The following is a 17,353-nucleotide window of genomic DNA, read 5'->3' as shown; positions in this document are numbered from 1 at the left end:
TCGAGCCAGTGGGCAGGGTCTGACCATGCGAACCCCGTCGCTGCGCCGAGGCTCGTCCCCGTGGATGGACCGGTCGGTCGAGCCGACGGTGACGGTCGTGGTGATGAGCCGGAACCGGCGCGATCGAGCCCTGCGCAGCCTGGGGCAGCTCGTCGACCTCGCCGGGGCGGAGCAGGTCATCTTCGTCGACAACGGCTCCGAGGACGGCAGCGCTCCGGCCGTGAGCCAGGCGTTCCCCGAGGTGGTGGTCGTCCCGCTGACCCGCAACCTGGGGGCACCGGCCCGCAACGTCGGGGTCCGCCTGGCACACACGGCATACGTCGCCTTCAGTGACGACGACTCGTGGTGGGCGCAGGGCGCGCTCGCGCGGGCCGTCGAGCTCTTCGAGAGCCACCCTCGGCTCGGGCTGGTCATGGGGCGGGTCCTCGTGGGAGCGGGCGAGGCGGTGGACCCGACCTGCTGCGGCATGGCGCAGGGGATGCTCGGAGAACCAGCCGGTATGCCGTATCCCAGGATCCTGGGGTTCCTCGCCTGTGGCGCGGTGGTCCGGCGGGATGCCTTCCTGGCCGTCGGTGGTTTCAGCCCGGTCGTCCGCTTCCCGGGTGAGGAGGAGGTGCTTGCGCTCGACCTCGCGGCCGAGGGCTGGGACCTCGTGTATGCGGCGGACGTCGTGGCGCACCATGACCCGACCGCGGCGGACGCCCGGCCGCGACGGCAGGCGGGGGAGGTGCGGTCCAGGTTGCTCTCGGCGTGGCTTCGCCGGCGCCCACGCCGTGCTCTGCGCGTGACCGGAGACGTCCTGCAGGGGACTGCTCCTGCGGTGGCCCTGTGGGGGCTGCTCGGCGCGACGGCCCGCCTGCCACAGGTGGTGCGAAGCCACCATCGGCTGCCGGAGAGGGTCGAGCGGCAGCTGCTACTCCTGGGTCGCTGATCAGCTCGAACCCGTGCTGCGCCATCGGCGATGGACCTTGACCCGGTCCTGCTGTGTGAATCTGCTGACAGGTGGTCAGGCTGTTTTGGTTGCTGGTCGGAGTGGGTATGAGCGCGGCATGACCCCTCCGAAGAAGTCCGCGAAAGCCGCTCCCACCACGACCGCCAAGAAGGCCGCGAGCAAGGCGGTCAAGAAGGTGGCCAAGGCCGCGAAGGGCAAGCCCTCTCCGGCACCCGGCGCCCCCGGCCACGGGGCGGCGTCCTTGGAGGAGCCGACCGAGCCTCGTCCGCCACTTCCCCCGAAGCCAGACCAGCAGGCACCGCGGACGGGGACGCCCACCGGTGCCGCGACGGGCGCACCAGCCGAGGACTTCGCGCAGCAGGGAGCCTGGCTCACGACCTCGACGGGCACCCGGCTGCGCGACACCGACCACTCGCTCAAGGCCGGCGAACGCGGCCCGAGCCTGCTCCAGGACCACCACCACCGCGAGAAGATCACGCACTTCGACCACGAGCGCATCCCGGAGCGCGTCGTGCACGCACGCGGCGCGGGCGCCCACGGACTCTTCGTCGGCTACGGCAACGCCAGCAACCTGACCACCGCGGCATTCCTCGGCAAGGACGTCGAGACACCGGTGTTCGTGCGGTTCTCGACCGTCATCGGGTCGCGGGGCTCGATGGACACCGCACGGGACACCCGCGGGTTCGCCACGAAGTTCTACACCTCCGAGGGCGTCTTCGACCTCGTGGGCAACAACATGCCCGTCTTCTTCGTCCAGGACGGCATCAAGTTCCCCGACATCATCCACGCGGCGAAGTGGCACCCGGACAGGGAGATCCCTCAGGCCCAGACCGCTCACGACACCTTCTGGGACTTCGTCTCGCTCCACACCGAGGCCCAGCACCACACGATGTGGGCGATGTCGGACCGGGCCATCCCGCGGTCGTACCGGATGATGGAGGGCTTCGGGGTCCACACCTTCCGGCTCTCCGGACCGGACGGGGGCACGAGCCTCGTGAAGTTCCACTGGAAGCCGCGACTCGGCGTCCACTCGCTGACCTGGGAGGAGTGCCAGCTCCTCGGCGGCGTCGATCCCGACTTCCACCGGCGTGACCTCTACGACTCGATCGAGGCCGGCGCCTTGCCCCAGTGGGAGCTGGGGGTGCAGGTCTTCGAGGACACCCCCGAGCAGACCTTCGACGGCATCGACCTGCTCGACGCAACCAAGATCGTGCCCGAGGAGCTGGCTCCGGTGCAGCCGATCGGGTTGCTGACGCTGGGCGGCAACCCGACGAACTTCTTCGCGGAGTCCGAGCAGGTCGCCTTCCACGTGGGCAACCTCGTGCCGGGCATCGACGTCACCGACGACCCACTGTTGCAGTCCCGGCTCTTCTCCTACATCGACACCCAGCTCTCCCGGCTGGGTGGACCGAACTACAACCAGCTGCCGATCAACCGCACCCATGCGCCAGTCAACGACATGTTGCGCGACGGCATGCACCAGACCGCGGTCCACGGAGGTGTCGCGCCCTACCACCCGAACTCGCTCGACGGTGGCTGTCCCTTCATGGCCGGTGACGCCGAGAACGCGTTCCTCGACGTGCCGACGCCCGTCGCGGGTGACAAGGTGCGGGCGGCGCCGGCGTCGTTCGACGACCACTTCAGCCAGACCCGGCTGTTCTGGCTGAGCATGAGCCCGGTCGAACAGGACCACATCGTGCAGGCCTACACCTTCGAGCTCGGCAAGTGCTTCGACGAGACCATCCGGCAGCGCCAGCTCCAGTGCCTGGGACGTATCGACGAACGCCTCGCCGCCGACGTCGCTGCCGGGCTCGGAATGCCTGCGCCCGAGGCGTTCGAGCTCACTGAGGTCACGCCAAGTCCTGCTCTCTCGCAGGTCGGAGGGCAGTGGCCGGTCGACGGACGGATGGTAGGGATCGTCGTCGACGAGGAGGTGTCTGCAAGTGCGGTCACCTCGATCCTCGAGGTCCTTCAGGAGGCCCACACGACTCCACTCCTCATCGCGGCGCGCGGCGGTCCCATCGCGCCCGGCGAGAACCTCATGGCGCACCGCACCCCTCTCACCGCGCGCTCGGTGGAGTTCGACGCGCTCATCGTGCTCGGCCTGCCCATGGATGCCGCGGTGGTCAACCCGAACCTCGACGCCAAGGCCGGCAGTGCCGTCTCCGCCGGGCCCGACCCGCGGCTGGTGCTCATGGTCGACGAGGCGATGCGTCACTCCAAGGCGGTGGCCGTGGCCAGCGACCTCGCCGACGTTCTCGGTGTTGACCCGCAGATGCCGGGTGTCGTCGTCGGGGATCCCTCGGACCTGGCCGCCTCGGTGCTCGACGCCCTGACCCGGCACCGCTCCTGGCCGGCGCCCGCGCCGGTGCCGGTGCCGGCTCCTGCCGACTGACGCCAACGGTAGGGCCGTGGGTGCATCCGCACGGCTCGGACGCGGTCCACCCGCACGGGTGGACCGCGTGCGTGCGTGATGGGCGGATCGAGTTGGTTGACGCTGCGTGCCGTGGGATGAGGACCGGACCGCTCGGCGATATCAGGTGACGTCACTCTTGACGATTCGTGGCCAGATGATATTGAGTGATATCTGGCCCGGCATCGCGCGGTAAACCATCCGTGATGACGCAGGGCCAGGTCTCACGTCCGTTCCCGCCACCCCATGGGCGTCGGCACTGAGGTCACCGCTCCCGCAGCACAAGGCAGAGCCAACACAAAGAGGTGTTCCGGATGTCCCCGTCCTCAGCTTCCCCCGTCGCAGTCTCCTCAGCATGGGAGCCCTTGGTGGGCTGTCGGTCGCAACCGGTGTCGCCAGCGGCGGTTCCGCCCTGGCCGCTACTGGCCGCGTCGCCGATGCGGTGACCGTCACAGACCTCGGGCCCGCGGTCGTGAACTTTTCGCTGGCGGCCGGTATCCCGGTCGGTGACGACAAGGTCTTCGTCGCCTCCCGCAACATCGAGCCGATGCGGATCGTCGGCTACGACCTTACGACCGAGAAGGTCACGAGCATCACACCCTGCCCGGGCATCAGCACCCAGCTGCTGGCCGCCGATCCGCAGGCCCGCTACGTCTACTCGGCGATCCGCGAGTACGACTCCGCTCCCGGTCCCGGGTTCATCCGACTCGACCTGTCGCAGCCCGGGGCACCCAAGGAGGACCTTGCTGCCATCCCGGGACTCGACCCTTACGCGATCACGGTCTCGCCCGACGGGATGGTGTTCTTCGGGGGTCAGGAACGCGGCCCCAAGCTGCGTCAGTACGACCCGGCGACCGGACAGCTGACCGTCGTGGCCACCCCGGACCCGAACGTGCCCATGATCCGCAGCCTGGCCGCCACCGAGGACACCGTCTACATCGGTACGGGCGCGGTCCAAGGGGTCACCCCGACCAGCACCAAGGCAGGTCTGTTCACCCTGAACCGTGCCACCGGGGAGGTGCGCTCCATCCTGCCCGCGCAGTTCGTCGGCAAGATCGAGATCCGTGAGCTGGAGATCATGGGCGACGAGCTCTGCGTCCACTGCAGGGGCGGGGGCTACGCCGCCCTCGCGTTCATCAACCTTGCCGACCCGACTCAGCAGCGGGTCATCGAGGGAACGGGCGGCCGGATGCCGAAGAGGCTGGGAGACAAGATCTACTGGTCCGGCACGGGCGGGGTGCGCGAGTACTCGCTGACGACAGGCCAGAGCCGGCTGATCACTCCAGCAGGGATGGACCTGGGTGAGCTCTGGGGCCTCTGGATCCGCGACGGCAAGGTGATGGTGGTCTCCGCCTTCGGGCTGGTCATCGAGATCGACCCGACGACGACACAGGGGAGAATCTATGACCTCGTGGCTGGTGGGGCGCCGGTTGGACCGCAGCTGGCGATGTCGGTCGCTGCCGGAGCAGGTGCGGTCTACGTGGGCGGCACCAACGCGGTGGGTCGCCACGACCTCGCCACTGGTCTGCAGACCCGCATCCTCGCCCCCGGTGAGGCGAAGGACACGCTGATCCGCGATGGGGTGGCCTTCTTCGCGCAGTACAACAGTGGCGGAATTCTGACGTTCGACCCCGCGGTGGACGAGCGGATGGCGCGCAAGGTTGCCAGCTCGTACCCCGCCCAGAACCGACCCCATCAGATCGTGTGGGACGCGGTGCACCAGCTCGCGGTGGTGGGATTCCGCTCGGACACGCTGGAGGGCGGATCGGTGCTGACCTTCGACCCGGCGACGAACGCCACCACCAACGCGGTCAACCCGATCGATGCGAGGCAGATGGTGCGTGCGGTCACCTGTCACGAAGGGATCGCCTACCTCGGTGGGCAGACCACGGACAACCGCGGGGGCACCGTGGTGGCCTGGGACCCCATCGCTCAGCGTGAGCTGTGGCGGATCACCCCCCAGTCCACGCCCACGGGCGTCACGGGGCTCGCGGTGCGCGGCAACCACCTGTACGTCATGTGCTTCCGCGGGGACTTCTTCGTGGTCGACCTGACCACTCGTCAGATCGTGCACCGCGGCAACCACGGGCCGGCTGTGCCGGACTACGGCACCCTCCTGGTCAGCCGCGGGCAGGTGTACGGAGCATCGAGCAAGGCGTTCTTCCGCTTCGACACCACGACCTTCGGCCGAACCGACCTGGTGACCGACCTCGCCGGTGAGTGGTACGGCATCCCGCGCGCGGCTGTCGACGAACGCGGACAGTTCTACGCGATCAAGGGGCGCAACCTCGTGCGAATCGCGGTCAGCCCCCGACGATGACCCCAAGGCCCCATCTTGGCGCAGGCTGACGGTTGAGGCAGGGCGACGTGCCCCCGACCCCATGGTCGGGGGCACGTCGCCGAAGTCAGGGGTTGACCGCGATCCACGTGCCTGTATCGGGAGTAGTGTCTCGGCCCATGCGCGTGGTGGTCATCGGCGGCACGGGACACATCGGCAGCTACCTGGTGCCGGGCCTGGTCCGGGCAGGGCACGCCGTCGCGGTCGTCAGTCGCGGATCTCGTCAGCCCTACCGCGACGATCCAGCATGGCGGGACGCCGAGATGGTGGTCTGCGACCGAGAGGCCGCCGAGCGGGACGGCCGGTTCGGGACGGTGATCGCACGACTGCGGCCCGACGCGGTGGTGGACCTGACCTGCTTCACGACAGCGCAAGCCAGGCACCTGGTGGATGCGCTCGACGGGCAGCACCTCGTCCACACGGGCAGCGTCTGGTCGTACGGACCCAGCGCCGTCGTGCCGACCACCGAGGATGCAGCCAAGCACCCCTTCGGGGAGTACGGGATCAACAAGCTGGCCGTAGAGGACTACCTGATGGGCGGGCAGGATCGAGTCCGAGCCAGCGTCGTGCATCCCGGACACATCAGCGGGCCCGGCTGGCTGCCGATCGGACCCGCCGGCAACCTCGACCCCGAGGTGATCGACTCGCTGCGGGCCGACGGCTCCTGCCTGTTGCCCGACCGTGGCGGCGAGACCGTCCATCACGTGCACGCCGAAGACGTTGCAGGACTGCACCAGGCCTGCCTCGAGCAACCCGACGCTGCCGCCGGACACAGCTTCAACAGCGTGTGCACGCAGGCGTTGACGCTGCGTGGCTACGCCGAGGTCGTGGCTCGACACTTCGGCCATGAGCCGAGGCTCCAGTTCGTGCCGTGGGCCGAGTTCGTGGTCCGCGTCGGTCCCGAACACGCTGAGGTGACTCTGGACCACATCGGGCGAGCACCGCTCTACTCGATGGAGAAGGCTCACACAGTGCTGGGCTTCCTGCCCAAGCACGACGTGACCGGCACTGTCCTGGAGGCCATCGACGCCTGGATCGCCGGCAACAGGAGCTGAGGCGCTCGGGCCCGATGGGCCTGGCAGTGCCGCCTTGCTTCTGCTCCTGGTTGAAGGCGCCCCTCAGGAAGGCATCCTCGACGCCTCGGCCCGACTGCTGACGAGGTGCTGGCGGCATGCCTCGATCGATCCCTCGGCGTCGCGATCCCGGAGGGCAGCGACGATGAGCTGGTGCTCGTCGTTCATGGCGCGGACGTCGCTGTGCTGAGCCAGCAACCACCTGATCTGTCCGGCCACCGGCTCGATGACCGAGGCGAGCACCCGGCTGTTGGCCTCGTCCACGAGCGCTTCATGGAAGGACGCGTTCGCCGCCACCGCGGTCTCGGACTCGCCCGCGTCGATGGCGGCGGCGGTCCGGTCGACCACGGCCTGAAGGCGATCGAGCCCTTCGTCGTCGAGAGTGCTCACCAGACGCCGGCACAAGATCTCCTCCAAGGCTGAGCGCACCTGATAGAGCGTCTCGACGTCGTCGTCGCTGAGCCGGCGCACGACCATGCCGCGCGTGGGGCGCTCCTCGACGAACCCCTCCCGCTCCAGTGCTCGCAGCGCCTCGCGGACGGGGACCCGGGAGACGTCGAGCTCCTGGGCCAGCTGCCGCTCGACGAGTCGACTCCCGGGCGGTAGCTGCCCGGAGATGACCCGGTCACGGATCGCGTCCTGCACCGCGTCCCGAAGGACTGCAACATGTTTCTCCCCAGTAGGCATTGCGCACTGCTCCCCTCTTGGTATACCAAAGTGGTATACCAAATCGACGTTCCCGCCACCATACCCATCGCGCCCCTCACCCAGGAGATCCCCATGTGCCTGCATGACCACCACGCCAACGCTGTCCAGCCACCGGCAGCCGTCGCCCGCCGCAACGTCCTGGCCGGGGCGGCCGTCCTCGCTGGCGTCTCCACGGCGGGTGTCCTGGGCGCGCCGACCGCGCAGGCAGACCCGGGTAGGGGTTCATCGACCCCGCGTTACGCCGGCCGCAGCCCCAGGCCCGGCGCGCTGATCATCACCGGCGGGCCACTCGTCGACCCGCGGTCCGGACACGTCACCCCAGACGCTGTCGTGGTGCTCGACGGAGGTGTGGTGCTGGCCGCAGGTTCGCGGGACGCGACCCGTGCAGCGGTGGCCAAGGTGGCCGGCCGGGCAAGGACCATCGAGGTCTCCGGCAAGTGGATCGTCCCCGGCCTGGTCGACGTCCATGTCCACATCAACGCGCTCGCGGACGCCAAGGCAGTCCTGCGGGCCGGGGCCACCACGGTGCGCAGCGGGTCGTCGAACTTCTACCAGGACGTGGCCCTGCGGCCGCTCGCCGAGTGGGCACCCGGACTGGCACCGCGGATGCGCGCCGCGGGCGTGTTCGTGTCTCCGGAGCTGGGCGACACCGTGCTCGCCGATCCAGCCCTCGCCCCACTGGCGGCCCTCGCCGGTGGCGTGCGGTCGACCACTGACCTCGCCTACGTGACCCGGGTCAACCTCTCCCGCGGCGTCGACGTCATCAAGACCCGCACGAACCCGCGCGCCGGGATCGCGGAGCAGGACCCGACCGAGCTCGTCTATGACCAGGAGCAGATCTCTGCGGTCGTCTCTGCGGCGGGCCGAGCCGGGGTCCTGTGCCACGCCTACAGCCGGGAGGGCATCGACGGCGCTGTGCGAGCGGGAGTCCGCAGCATCGAGCATGGTGTGTTCGTCGGCGAGTCCACGCTCGACCTGATGGCCCGTCGCGGCACCTACTTCACGCCCACCACGGCAGCGATCGCCGGGCTGAGCCAGTCGACCAACCCCGTCCTTGCTGCCCGCGGCCGCGAGTACATGCCGGTCCTGCAGGCTGCGATCCGTGAGGCTCACGCACGAGGCGTCACCGTCGTCGCCGGCACGGACTCCTTCGGCACCGACGTCGACCCGATCGGCACGGAGGTGAGGCTCCTGGTCGAGGCGGGGCTCACACCGCTGGACGCCCTCCGTGGTGCGACCGTGAACGCAGCCGAGCTCCTCGGCTGGTCCAGGAAGGTCGGCCGCCTGGCTCCGGGCTACCACGCCGATGTCGTGGTCGTCGACGGGAACCCGTTGCAGGACGGCGGCGCCCTCGAACGCGTCAAGCTCGTCGTTGCTCAGGGCACAGTGGTTCGCAACGAGCTTCTGACGCCGAAGGCCACGGCGTCAGCGGGAGAGCAGGCTGCGCAGAAGAGCGGCATCGGGTGCCACGAACGTCGGATCGTCGTCCGGGACGAACTCGAGCAGCAGGTCGCAGGGCTCCGCTTCGGCGACAAGGAGCTGCGCAACCGCGGACCAGAGCTCCAGGCGCTCGTGGAGCCGGAGCCGGGTCGCGTCCGGCCACCACGAGAAGACGTGCACCCCCGACAGGAACGGCAGGAGTCGCCGAAGGCCGTGGGCGCTCGGCGCCACCCCCTCGCCGAGGCGTGGCTGCCAGTAGGTGCGCAGCGCGTCGTCGGCCACGCGGTCGAGCAGCTCGAGGGTGGCGTCCACGCTGTCGGTCAACGTGTCGGGGTGGAACTCGAGGGCGAGCTGAATGTCGTGGTCGCGCGCAACGGCGCACGCCTCGGCCAGAGCAGCGGCGACCGCGTCCCACGTCGAGCCGTCGGCGGCGTCGGTGCCGACGGTCCCTGCCCACACCCGAATTCGCGGGGCACCGAGTGCCGCCGCTGCCGTGACGACGGACGTCAGCTCGGCCATCGGCGAGAATCCTGCCCGCCAATAGCTGCCATACGACGCCACCGTCAGCCCAGCGGCCTCGGTCAGCTCTCGCACGTGCGTGACCCGCGCGATGTCGGAGTGTGGGGCGTGGACGTCGGCGCCCCACTCGATGCGGCGGAGCCCAGCCGACGCAGCCACCTGCACCACCTCATCGCCAGGCAGGCCACGCAGGGTCACTGAGCAGATGCCAAGCCGGTCGGCCCAGGCGTCGGCCTGTCCCGTGGCAACGCTCATGCTCATGCTCACGCTCGCGTCGCGTCGTCGCTCGTCAACGACTCACCCGCACTGCCGCGCACCCGCAGCCTGGGCCGCAGGAGCACGTGGTGCAGCGGCCGATCAGGGTCCTTGAGGCGCTCCACGAGAAGGACGACAGCATGGGTCCCCACCTCGGCACGTGGAGGTGCCACGGCCGTCAGCGGCGGGTCGCACAACGCTGCCAGCTCGTCGTCGTAGGCCATCACGGCCAAGTCCTCGGGGACGCGAACCCCGCTCTGCCGCAACCGACCCACCAGGGGGAGAGCGGCCACGTCGTGGTGGACGATGAGCGCGTCGAGCTCGCCCCGGCCGACAGCTTTGGTGATGACGTCGGCCACGGCCTCGATCTCCTGATGGCTGTCGTCGCGCAGCTCCGCGGGGATTTCCCCAGCGGGCTGGGGCAGGCTCAGGGCGGAGAGTGCCGCCTCGTATCCGGTGCGCAGGCGCGGTGCGGTGATGGTCGTGAAGGCCAGGAGCCCGATCGTGCGATGTCCGAGAGCGGCAAGGTGCTGGACGGCCTCGAAGGCTCCTTGCTCGTGGTCGGTGGCGACCTGCTCGACGGCGCCGGACTCACGACCGGCGCGCCGTTCGGCGAGCACGATCGGCACCGGGATCGACCGCAGCCACTCCTGTGTCTCGCGGGAGTGCTGAGGGTCCTGCTGGGTCGCGAGGATGAGACCGTCGACGCCGGAGTCGAGCAGCCGCCTGACCTGCGCGCGCTCTTCGCCGACGTCGTTCTGCGAGACGCCGAGCACGAGCCGCGCGCCGAGCGCCTCCGCCGCGTTGCGGGCTCCGCTGACCACGGTCGGGTAGTAGTACGAGGCATGTGGCACCACCACTCCCAGCGTGTATGCCGGGTGCGTGGCTCCCACGGTCCCGGCCACGACCGTGGGGTGTGCCGATCCGTTGACCGCGCTCCGGTCTGAGGCTGAACCGCCATTCGCCGCACGCTGCGTGCCGGGGGAGAGGACTCGCGTCGCACCTCCATGCACGCGGCCCACGAGACCCCGTCGAGCCAGTTCGCGCACGTCCACGCGGATGGTCACGGCCGCCACTCCGAGGGTGTCGGCGAGGTCGCGAACGGTGACTGAGCCCCGCTCCGCGACGAGCTCGATGATCGCCCGGTGTCGGTCCTCGGCCTGCATCGGGCTCTTTTCCCCCTTGACGGTGGTCATGCCGGAAACGATATCAGTTACCGCTGTCAGGTGCTGAGCGCCCGAATGGCCTTTTTCGAGGCGAGACCCTTGACATGGCATCACTTGATATCGAATGATGTTAGCAAGACACCCCACGAATGGAGATCGACATGAGCATCTGGCGCAACGGCGCGGCAGCAGCCACGGCAGCAGTCGTCGGCCTGGCACTCACCGCCTGCGGTTCTGGCGGGACCAGCACCACCGACGCCGCAGCCCCGGCTGCATCGTCGAGCAAGAAGGCCAACGGCGAGGTCACGTTCTGGTCCTTCGTCAAGGGATCGGACGCGGTCGCCAAGGCCTTCAACGACACCCACCCCGGCATCACCGTGAAGTTCGAGACCCAGGCGGGCGGCCCCGACTACTACGCCAAGCTTTCCAACGCGGTGAAGGCGGGCGCCGTCCCGGACGCCGCCGTCGCGGAGTACACCCGACTCCCGGAGCTGGTCAGCCTCGGCGCGACCCAGGACCTCGCCCCCGTCGCAGGCGACCTGGTCGACAAGACCTTCCCCGACTCGATCAAGCAGCTGGTGACGCTCGGCGACAAGACCTGGGCCATCCCGCGCGACGCCGCGCCGATGCTCTACTACTACCGCAAGGACGTCTTCGACAAGCACCAGCTGAAGCCGGCCGCGACGTGGGACGAGTTCAAGGCCCTGTCCGCCAAGGTGAAGTCGCTCGACCCGAACGCGCGCGCCGGAGCCTTCCTCACGGGCGACGCCAACATCCTGACCGACCTCTCCTGGCAGGCCGGGGCCCGCTGGTTCGGCACCGAGGGTGAGGCCTGGACCGTCGGCATCGACAGCGAGCCGTCGACGAAGGTGGCGAACTACTGGCAGGACCTCGTGACCGAGGACCTCGTCCGGACCTTCCCGACCTATGCCGACGAGTTCTGGCAGAGCGTCCAGAAGAACCAGACGGTCGGCTACGTCTGCGCCAGCTGGTGCGCCGGCGGCCTCAAGGCCACCGTCCCGGACCAGAGCGGCAAGTGGGCCGTCGCCGAGCTTCCCGAGCTGGGACGGCAAGTCCGCATCGGCCATGTGGGGCGGATCCTCCTTCATCGTGCCCAAGGGCGCCAAAAACCCCGGTGCGGCCGCTGAGTTCATCAAATGGATCACGACCGACCCCACCGGCATCGCTGCCTGGTACGGCACCGGAGCCAGCAGCATGTACCCCGCCTCACCGGACCTCGTGCCCGTGGCCAAGAAGTCTTTCGATACCGCCTACTTCGGCGGCCAGGACATCTTCGAGGTCGGCACGAAGTCCTACGAGGCCGTGAGCTCGGACTGGAGCTGGGGTCCGACGATGTCGGCCACCGACAAGGCGATCATCGACCGACTCGGTCGAGTGAGCGCCGGCTCCGGAAGCCTGGCCAAGGCCCTCACCGAGGTCCACACCGAGACGACCAAGGCCATGCAGGGCCGCGGTCTGACCGTCTCGAACTGAGGCAGTGACATGACCGTCCCCCTGGTCCAACGACAGCGACGGGCTGCCGGAGTCTTCCTGGCACCCTTCCTCGTCCTGTTCGTCCTCGTCATCCTGGCGCCGCTGGCCTACTCGATCTGGCTCAGCCTCTTCAGCGAGCGGACGTCGGGCCTGGGGTTCGGTGGTGTCGAACGAGTCTTCGTCGGCCTCGGCAACTACGCCTCGGCCCTCGGCGACCCGGCCTTCCGCGGCGGGTTCGCGACGATCGCTGCCTACATCGCGATCTATGTGCCGCTCCTCATCGGTGCGTCACTGGTCCTCGCCCTCATCCTCGACTCCGGGCTCGCGTGGGGGAGGCAGGTGGCCCAGCTGGTCCTCTTCCTTCCCCACGCGGTCCCGGGCCTCATCGCCGCCCTCATCTGGCTCTACCTCTACACGCCGGGACTGAGTCCGGTCATCGGCTGGCTCGGTGGCGCCGAGGGCGGCGGCCCGGCCACGAGCCATCCGCTCGCCTCGGTCGTGAACATCGCGATCTGGCAGTGGCTCGGCTACAACATCGTCATCTTCTATGCCGCCCTCAAGGCCGTGCCCAGCGAGGTCCTCGATGCAGCCGTCGTCGACGGAGCCAAGCCGTGGCAGGTGGCGTGGCGCATCAAGGTGCCGCTCATCCGACCTGCCGTCGTCATGGCTGGGCTGTTCACCGCCATCGGCGGAATCCAGCTCTTCACCGAACCCAAGATCCTCGACCAGGCATCGGCCTCCATCTCCAGCACCTGGACTCCCAACATGTTCCTCCAGAGCGTCGCCTTCGACCGCAACGACTACGGGCTCGCCGCAGCCGCATCCATCCTCATCGCCCTCGTGGCCGGTGGCCTGTCCTTCGTGCTCATGCGGATCGGCAACAGGGGGCAGGCGTGAGCCCCAGCCCAGCTATCGCCCCCGTGGTCACCGACGACCGACCGGCCACCCACCCGGAACGGGTGCGCGCGGCATACCGCAGTCCTGATCGGCCCAAGGCCGGCCGTCGCCGCCCCGCCTGGCTGTCCGGCACGGTCGCCAACACGGTCCTGTTCGTGGCCGTCGCGTACGCACTGCTCCCAGCGGTGTGGCTCGTCATGGCCTCGACCAAGAACCTCACGGATCTCTTCGGCACCAACGGCTTTGCGCCCGGACGCGAGTTCAACCTCGGTGCCAACCTCGGCTACCTCTTCCAGGCCGAGGACGGCATCTACCTCCGCTGGATGCTCAACACGGTTCTGTATGCCGGTGTCGGCTCGGTGGTTGCGGCTCTCGTCTGCATGATGGCCGGCTACGCCTTCGACAAGTACCACTTCCGCGGCAAGGAGAAGCTCTTCGGGCTCGTGCTCCTCGGAGTCATGATCCCGAGCACGGCCCTAGCCCTGCCGACCTTCCTCCTCGCCTCCAAGGTGGGGCTCACCAACACCTTCCTCGGAGTGTTCCTGCCGGGCCTCGTCTTCCCGTTCGGCGTCTACCTCGCGCGCATCTTCAGTGCGGCGTCGCTCCCGGACGCCGTGATCGACGCGGCCCGGGTCGATGGAGCCGGGGAAGCTGCGGACCTTCTGGTCGATGTCGTTCCCGATGCTGCGGCCGGGGTTCGTCACGATCGTGCTCTTCCAGTTCACCGCGATCTGGAACAGCTTCTTCCTCCCGCTCGTGATGCTCTCGGACACCAAGCTCTACCCGGTCAACCTCGGGCTCTACGTGTGGAACACCACGGCGCTCAGCCAGGGGCACCCGGAGGACTACCTGCTCGCGATCACCGGCTCGCTCGTCTCGATCGTGCCGCTCGTCCTCCTCTTCCTCTCGCTGCAGCGCTTCTGGCGCTCCGGGATGACTGCGGGGGCAGTCGATTGAGCAACCACGACCTGAACCGTCCCGGTCCCCATCGGCCCAGAGCACTCATCGCCATGTCGCCGACGGTGTGGCAGGACTTCCTGTCCCCCGAGGTCGCCGAGCGACTCACGACCATCGCGGACGTCGACCCGTCCACCGCGGTCCAGGACTTCGCGTCGGTGACCGACCTCGCGGACGTCGAGGTCCTCATCACCGGCTGGGGGTGCCCGTCCATCGATGCCGAGGTCCTGCGCCGAGCACCGCGTCTGCGCGCGATCGTCCACACCGGTGGGTCGGTCAAGCACCACGTCACCCAGGAGTGCTGGGAGCGCGGCATCGTGGTCTCCTCCGCGGTCGAGGAGAACGCCCTCCCCGTGGCCGAGTTCACCCTCGCGGCGATCCTGTTCTCGCAGAAGCGGATCCTCGAGGTGAGCCATCACTATCGCGAGAGCCGCAGCAGGCAGCCGTGGGCCTCGGCCTACCCGTCCATGGGCAACTACCGACGCGTCGTCGGCATTGTCGGAGCCTCCCGCATCGGGCGTCGCGTCATCGAGCTGCTGCGTCCCTTCGACGTGGACGTGCTCCTGGCCGACCCCTATGTCACGGCGGCAGACGCGGCTCGCCTGGGCGCCCGGCTCGTCGAGCTCGACGAGCTCGTCAGCACTGCCGACACCGTCTCGCTCCACGCCCCCAGCCTCCCCGAGACGGCGCACCTCATCGACCGTCGCCGGCTCGCCTCGATGCGCAAGGGCGCCGTGCTCGTCAACACCGCCCGCGGCGCACTCGTCGACGAGGCGGCTCTCACGGAAGAGCTCGTCTCGGGTCGGCTGCACGCCGTCCTCGACGTCACCGACGACGACGTTCTCGACCCCGGCTCGCCGCTCTACGACCTCCCCAACGTCCTGCTGACCCCGCACGTCGCCGGATCGGTGGGTGACGAGCTCACCCGCCTCATCGACCACACCGTCGACGAGCTCCAGCTGTGGAGCGCGGGGGAACCCTTCGCCACCCCTGTCGACAGGGACCAGCTCGACACCTCTGCCTGACCTCTGCCCCACCCGGCCAGACCACCGCACCCGATGGCCGCCCACACCAAGGAGTAGCTCGATGACGAACACACACCCGACCCGGCGCACCCTCCTCAACGCAGGGAGCGCCACCGGAGTCACGCTGGCGCTGCACGCGGCACTGGGCGGGGCGGCATACGCCGCACCGGTGAGCGCCGCCGCGAACGGGAAGCGTGGAGCGACGGTCACCGACCTCGGGCCCGCCCTCGTGCAGTTCTCCCTGATGAGCTCGGTGCTCGTCGGCGACATCGTCTACATCGGCTCCCGCAACATCCTGCCGCCGCGGATCATCGCCTTCCACCTGCCCACCCGCAAGGTCATCGCGCGCACCGACCTGACCACCGGCTACGCGATCCAGGCTATGGCGGCCGACCCGACCGGTCGGTTCCTGTATGCCGGCGTGCTGCAGAAGTCGGGTGGACCGGCGGCGAACCTGCACCGTTGGGACCTTGCCGACCTCTCCAAGCCGGCCACCGCCATCGGCCGGATCGCCGACCGCGATGTGCGGGACATGGCCGTGGCGCCTGACGGCGTCGTGTTCGCCGTCGGTGGTGGCAGCCCGACCGCGCCGGCGCTCTGGCAGTACGACCCGGCCACGAGGATCGTGACGAACCTCGGTGTGCCGGACGCCTCCTCGACGTTGGCCCGCGCCGTCGCGGCCACCAGCTCGACCGTCTTCTTCGGTGGAGGGAGCACCCTGGGTGGCGGTGGCACGGCCAGCCGTGCGTCGCTCTTCGCCTTCGACCGGGCGGGCGGGGGCTTCACCAACATCACGCCGGCCGAGATGCTCGCCGACCCGAGCATGCGTGAGCTCAGCGTGGTCGGCAACACCCTCGTGGCCGGGTCGGCCGGCGGGGTGGAGCCGTCCAAGATGGCGATCCTCGACCTCGCCGACCCGTCCTCCTACCGGATCACGACGCTGACCGGCAAGGTCACGAAGATGTATGCCGTCGACGGCGACTCGCTCTACTACGCCACCGAGTCCTCGCTGGACAGGTTCGACCTGTCAACGCTGGCCGTGTCGTCGGTGCCCCACGACGGGCCTTCGCTGGGCGAGGTGTGGGGCGTCGACGTCCGGGACGGCAAGGTCGTCGCCGTGTCCGGGTACGGCTTCGTCGCCGAGGTCGACCCGGCGTCGGGCGCGTGTGTCGTCACCGACCTCGGCGAGGCCGGTGCGCCCGCCGACCCCCAGACCGTCATGGGCATCGCGGCCGGAGGCGGGTTCGCCTATGTCGGTGGCAACGGCACGATCGCCCGCCACGCGCTGGGCGCAACCCGCGCCACGACCCTGCTCCGTGCGCCCGGTGAGGCCAAGGACGCCGAGGTGCTGGACGGGGTGCTCCACACCGGGCAGTACAACTCGCAGGGCGTCTGGCGCTACGACCCGACCGGCGGCCAGGCGCCGCACCAGGTGGCGAGCTACCCCAGTGACCAGAACCGCCCGTTGGACACCTGCTGGGACGCCGTGAACGGGCTCCTCCTCGTCGCCGTGCAGCGCGACACCGAGGGCGGTGGCGCCCTGTGGACCTACGACCCGGAGACGCGTGAGAGGGCGAACTTCGCCAACCCCATCGACGACGCGCAGCTGCTTCGGGCCGTTGCCACGCGGGACGGCGTCGCGTACGTCGGTGGCGACAACGCCCAGAAGAGCGGTCCGCGCGGCACGATCGTCGCGCTCGACCCGCTCACGGGCGACGAGCTGTGGCGCCTGGAGACCGGTCAGGTCCACGGCATCGGCTCCCTCGCGGTGCGTGGCCACCACCTCTACGGCATGGCGCTCAAGGGCGGGTTCTTCGTCGTGGACCTCGAGACTCGCAAGATCGTCCACACCGCCGACCTGCGCGCCGTCTGCCCCCAGTGGTCCTCGATGGTGCTCAACCGGGGCCGGATCTACGTCGCCTCCGACACGACGCTCATGCGCTTCGACCACAAGACGTTCGCCATGACCGTCGTCGTGCCCGAGCTCAACGGCGCCTGGTACAGCGGCTGCCACGTCAACAGCGACGAGGACGGCCTCCTCTACACGATGCGCGGGACGAACCTCGTCGCCGTCGACGACCACTGACCCCACGCAACCCCGACACACCTTCAGGAG

General features: G+C 69.3%; 12 protein-coding genes and 1 pseudogene. 10 read left to right on the top strand and 3 right to left on the bottom strand.

From position 1 onward, the window contains the following. Positions 1–25 precede the first annotated feature (25 nt). The 4 genes from ACZZ98_RS06530 to ACZZ98_RS06515 all read left to right on the top strand — a co-directional run bounded on the left by ACZZ98_RS06530 (position 26) and on the right by ACZZ98_RS06515 (position 6,758). Complete coding sequence (locus tag ACZZ98_RS06530) at positions 26–931, top strand: glycosyltransferase family 2 protein (protein WP_463515479.1); 906 nt, start codon at positions 26–28, stop codon at positions 929–931. Positions 932–1,049: 118 nt separating this feature from the next. Next, on the top strand, positions 1,050–3,347 hold the full coding sequence (locus tag ACZZ98_RS06525; RefSeq protein ID WP_463515478.1) for a catalase: 2,298 nt from the start codon (positions 1,050–1,052) through the stop codon (positions 3,345–3,347). 373 nt (positions 3,348–3,720) lie between these two features. After that, positions 3,721–5,685 carry an NHL repeat-containing protein gene (locus ACZZ98_RS06520; protein WP_463515477.1) on the top strand — a complete coding sequence of 655 codons (1,965 nt, stop codon included), beginning with the start codon at positions 3,721–3,723 and terminating at the stop codon, positions 5,683–5,685. Between the two features lie 137 nt (positions 5,686–5,822). Beyond that, on the top strand, positions 5,823–6,758 hold the full coding sequence (locus tag ACZZ98_RS06515; RefSeq protein WP_463515476.1) for an NAD-dependent epimerase/dehydratase family protein: 936 nt from the start codon (positions 5,823–5,825) through the stop codon (positions 6,756–6,758). 63 nt (positions 6,759–6,821) lie between these two features. Here ACZZ98_RS06515 and ACZZ98_RS06510 read toward each other — a convergent pair whose 3' ends face one another. Further along, a complete protein-coding gene (locus tag ACZZ98_RS06510; RefSeq protein WP_463515475.1) occupies positions 6,822–7,421 on the bottom strand; it encodes a GntR family transcriptional regulator in 600 nt (199 codons plus the stop codon). A gap of 21 nt (positions 7,422–7,442) precedes the next feature. On the opposite strand from ACZZ98_RS06510, the pseudogene ACZZ98_RS06505 reads away from it, so the two are divergent. Continuing rightward, positions 7,443–8,864 (top strand): annotated as a pseudogene (locus ACZZ98_RS06505) (amidohydrolase family protein); the annotation flags it as partial. Between the two features lie 45 nt (positions 8,865–8,909). Here ACZZ98_RS06505 and ACZZ98_RS06500 read toward each other — a convergent pair. Together ACZZ98_RS06500 and ACZZ98_RS06495 are read right to left on the bottom strand one after the other, a co-directional pair. After that, positions 8,910–9,698, bottom strand: coding sequence for a sugar phosphate isomerase/epimerase family protein (locus tag ACZZ98_RS06500; RefSeq protein ID WP_463517735.1), 789 nt, complete (start codon positions 9,696–9,698; stop codon positions 8,910–8,912). An 8-nt stretch (positions 9,699–9,706) separates the two neighbouring features. Then, entirely contained in the window at positions 9,707–10,894 is a 1,188-nt protein-coding gene (locus tag ACZZ98_RS06495; RefSeq protein ID WP_463515474.1) for a LacI family DNA-binding transcriptional regulator, read from the bottom strand. 131 nt (positions 10,895–11,025) lie between these two features. Here ACZZ98_RS06495 and ACZZ98_RS06490 point away from each other — a divergent pair, with 131 nt between their 5' ends. From ACZZ98_RS06490 to ACZZ98_RS06470, 5 genes are all read left to right on the top strand, one after another. Then, a complete protein-coding gene (locus ACZZ98_RS06490; protein WP_463515473.1) occupies positions 11,026–12,012 on the top strand; it encodes an ABC transporter substrate-binding protein in 987 nt (328 codons plus the stop codon). Then, complete coding sequence (locus ACZZ98_RS06485; protein ID WP_463515472.1) at positions 11,975–12,358, top strand: hypothetical protein; 384 nt, start codon at positions 11,975–11,977, stop codon at positions 12,356–12,358. Before ACZZ98_RS06490 ends, ACZZ98_RS06485 begins: the two co-directional genes overlap by 38 nt. Positions 12,359–12,367: 9 nt before the next feature. Beyond that, positions 12,368–13,255 carry a carbohydrate ABC transporter permease gene (locus ACZZ98_RS06480; RefSeq protein ID WP_463515471.1) on the top strand — a complete coding sequence of 296 codons (888 nt, stop codon included), beginning with the start codon at positions 12,368–12,370 and terminating at the stop codon, positions 13,253–13,255. Next, a complete protein-coding gene (locus ACZZ98_RS06475; protein ID WP_463515470.1) occupies positions 13,252–15,237 on the top strand; it encodes an NAD(P)-dependent oxidoreductase in 1,986 nt (661 codons plus the stop codon). The genes ACZZ98_RS06480 and ACZZ98_RS06475 overlap by 4 nt, the downstream gene beginning before the upstream one ends. Before the next feature lie 61 nt (positions 15,238–15,298). Beyond that, on the top strand, positions 15,299–17,323 hold the full coding sequence (locus tag ACZZ98_RS06470; protein ID WP_463515469.1) for an outer membrane protein assembly factor BamB family protein: 2,025 nt from the start codon (positions 15,299–15,301) through the stop codon (positions 17,321–17,323). Positions 17,324–17,353 lie beyond the last annotated feature (30 nt).

Source organism: Knoellia sp. AC549 (assembly GCF_979258975.1).
This window is presented reverse-complemented; position numbering and strand designations above follow the sequence as displayed.

Coding starts and splice junctions, on each gene's coding strand:
- ACZZ98_RS06530 (WP_463515479.1), top strand. CDS start 26: ATGCGAACCCCGTCGCTGCGCCGAGGCTCGTCCCCGTGGATGGACCGG.
- ACZZ98_RS06525 (WP_463515478.1), top strand. CDS start 1,050: ATGACCCCTCCGAAGAAGTCCGCGAAAGCCGCTCCCACCACGACCGCC.
- ACZZ98_RS06520 (WP_463515477.1), top strand. CDS start 3,721: ATGGGAGCCCTTGGTGGGCTGTCGGTCGCAACCGGTGTCGCCAGCGGC.
- ACZZ98_RS06515 (WP_463515476.1), top strand. CDS start 5,823: ATGCGCGTGGTGGTCATCGGCGGCACGGGACACATCGGCAGCTACCTG.
- ACZZ98_RS06500 (WP_463517735.1), bottom strand. CDS start 9,698: ATGAGCGTTGCCACGGGACAGGCCGACGCCTGGGCCGACCGGCTTGGC.
- ACZZ98_RS06495 (WP_463515474.1), bottom strand. CDS start 10,894: ATGACCACCGTCAAGGGGGAAAAGAGCCCGATGCAGGCCGAGGACCGA.
- ACZZ98_RS06490 (WP_463515473.1), top strand. CDS start 11,026: ATGAGCATCTGGCGCAACGGCGCGGCAGCAGCCACGGCAGCAGTCGTC.
- ACZZ98_RS06480 (WP_463515471.1), top strand. CDS start 12,368: ATGACCGTCCCCCTGGTCCAACGACAGCGACGGGCTGCCGGAGTCTTC.
- ACZZ98_RS06470 (WP_463515469.1), top strand. CDS start 15,299: ATGACGAACACACACCCGACCCGGCGCACCCTCCTCAACGCAGGGAGC.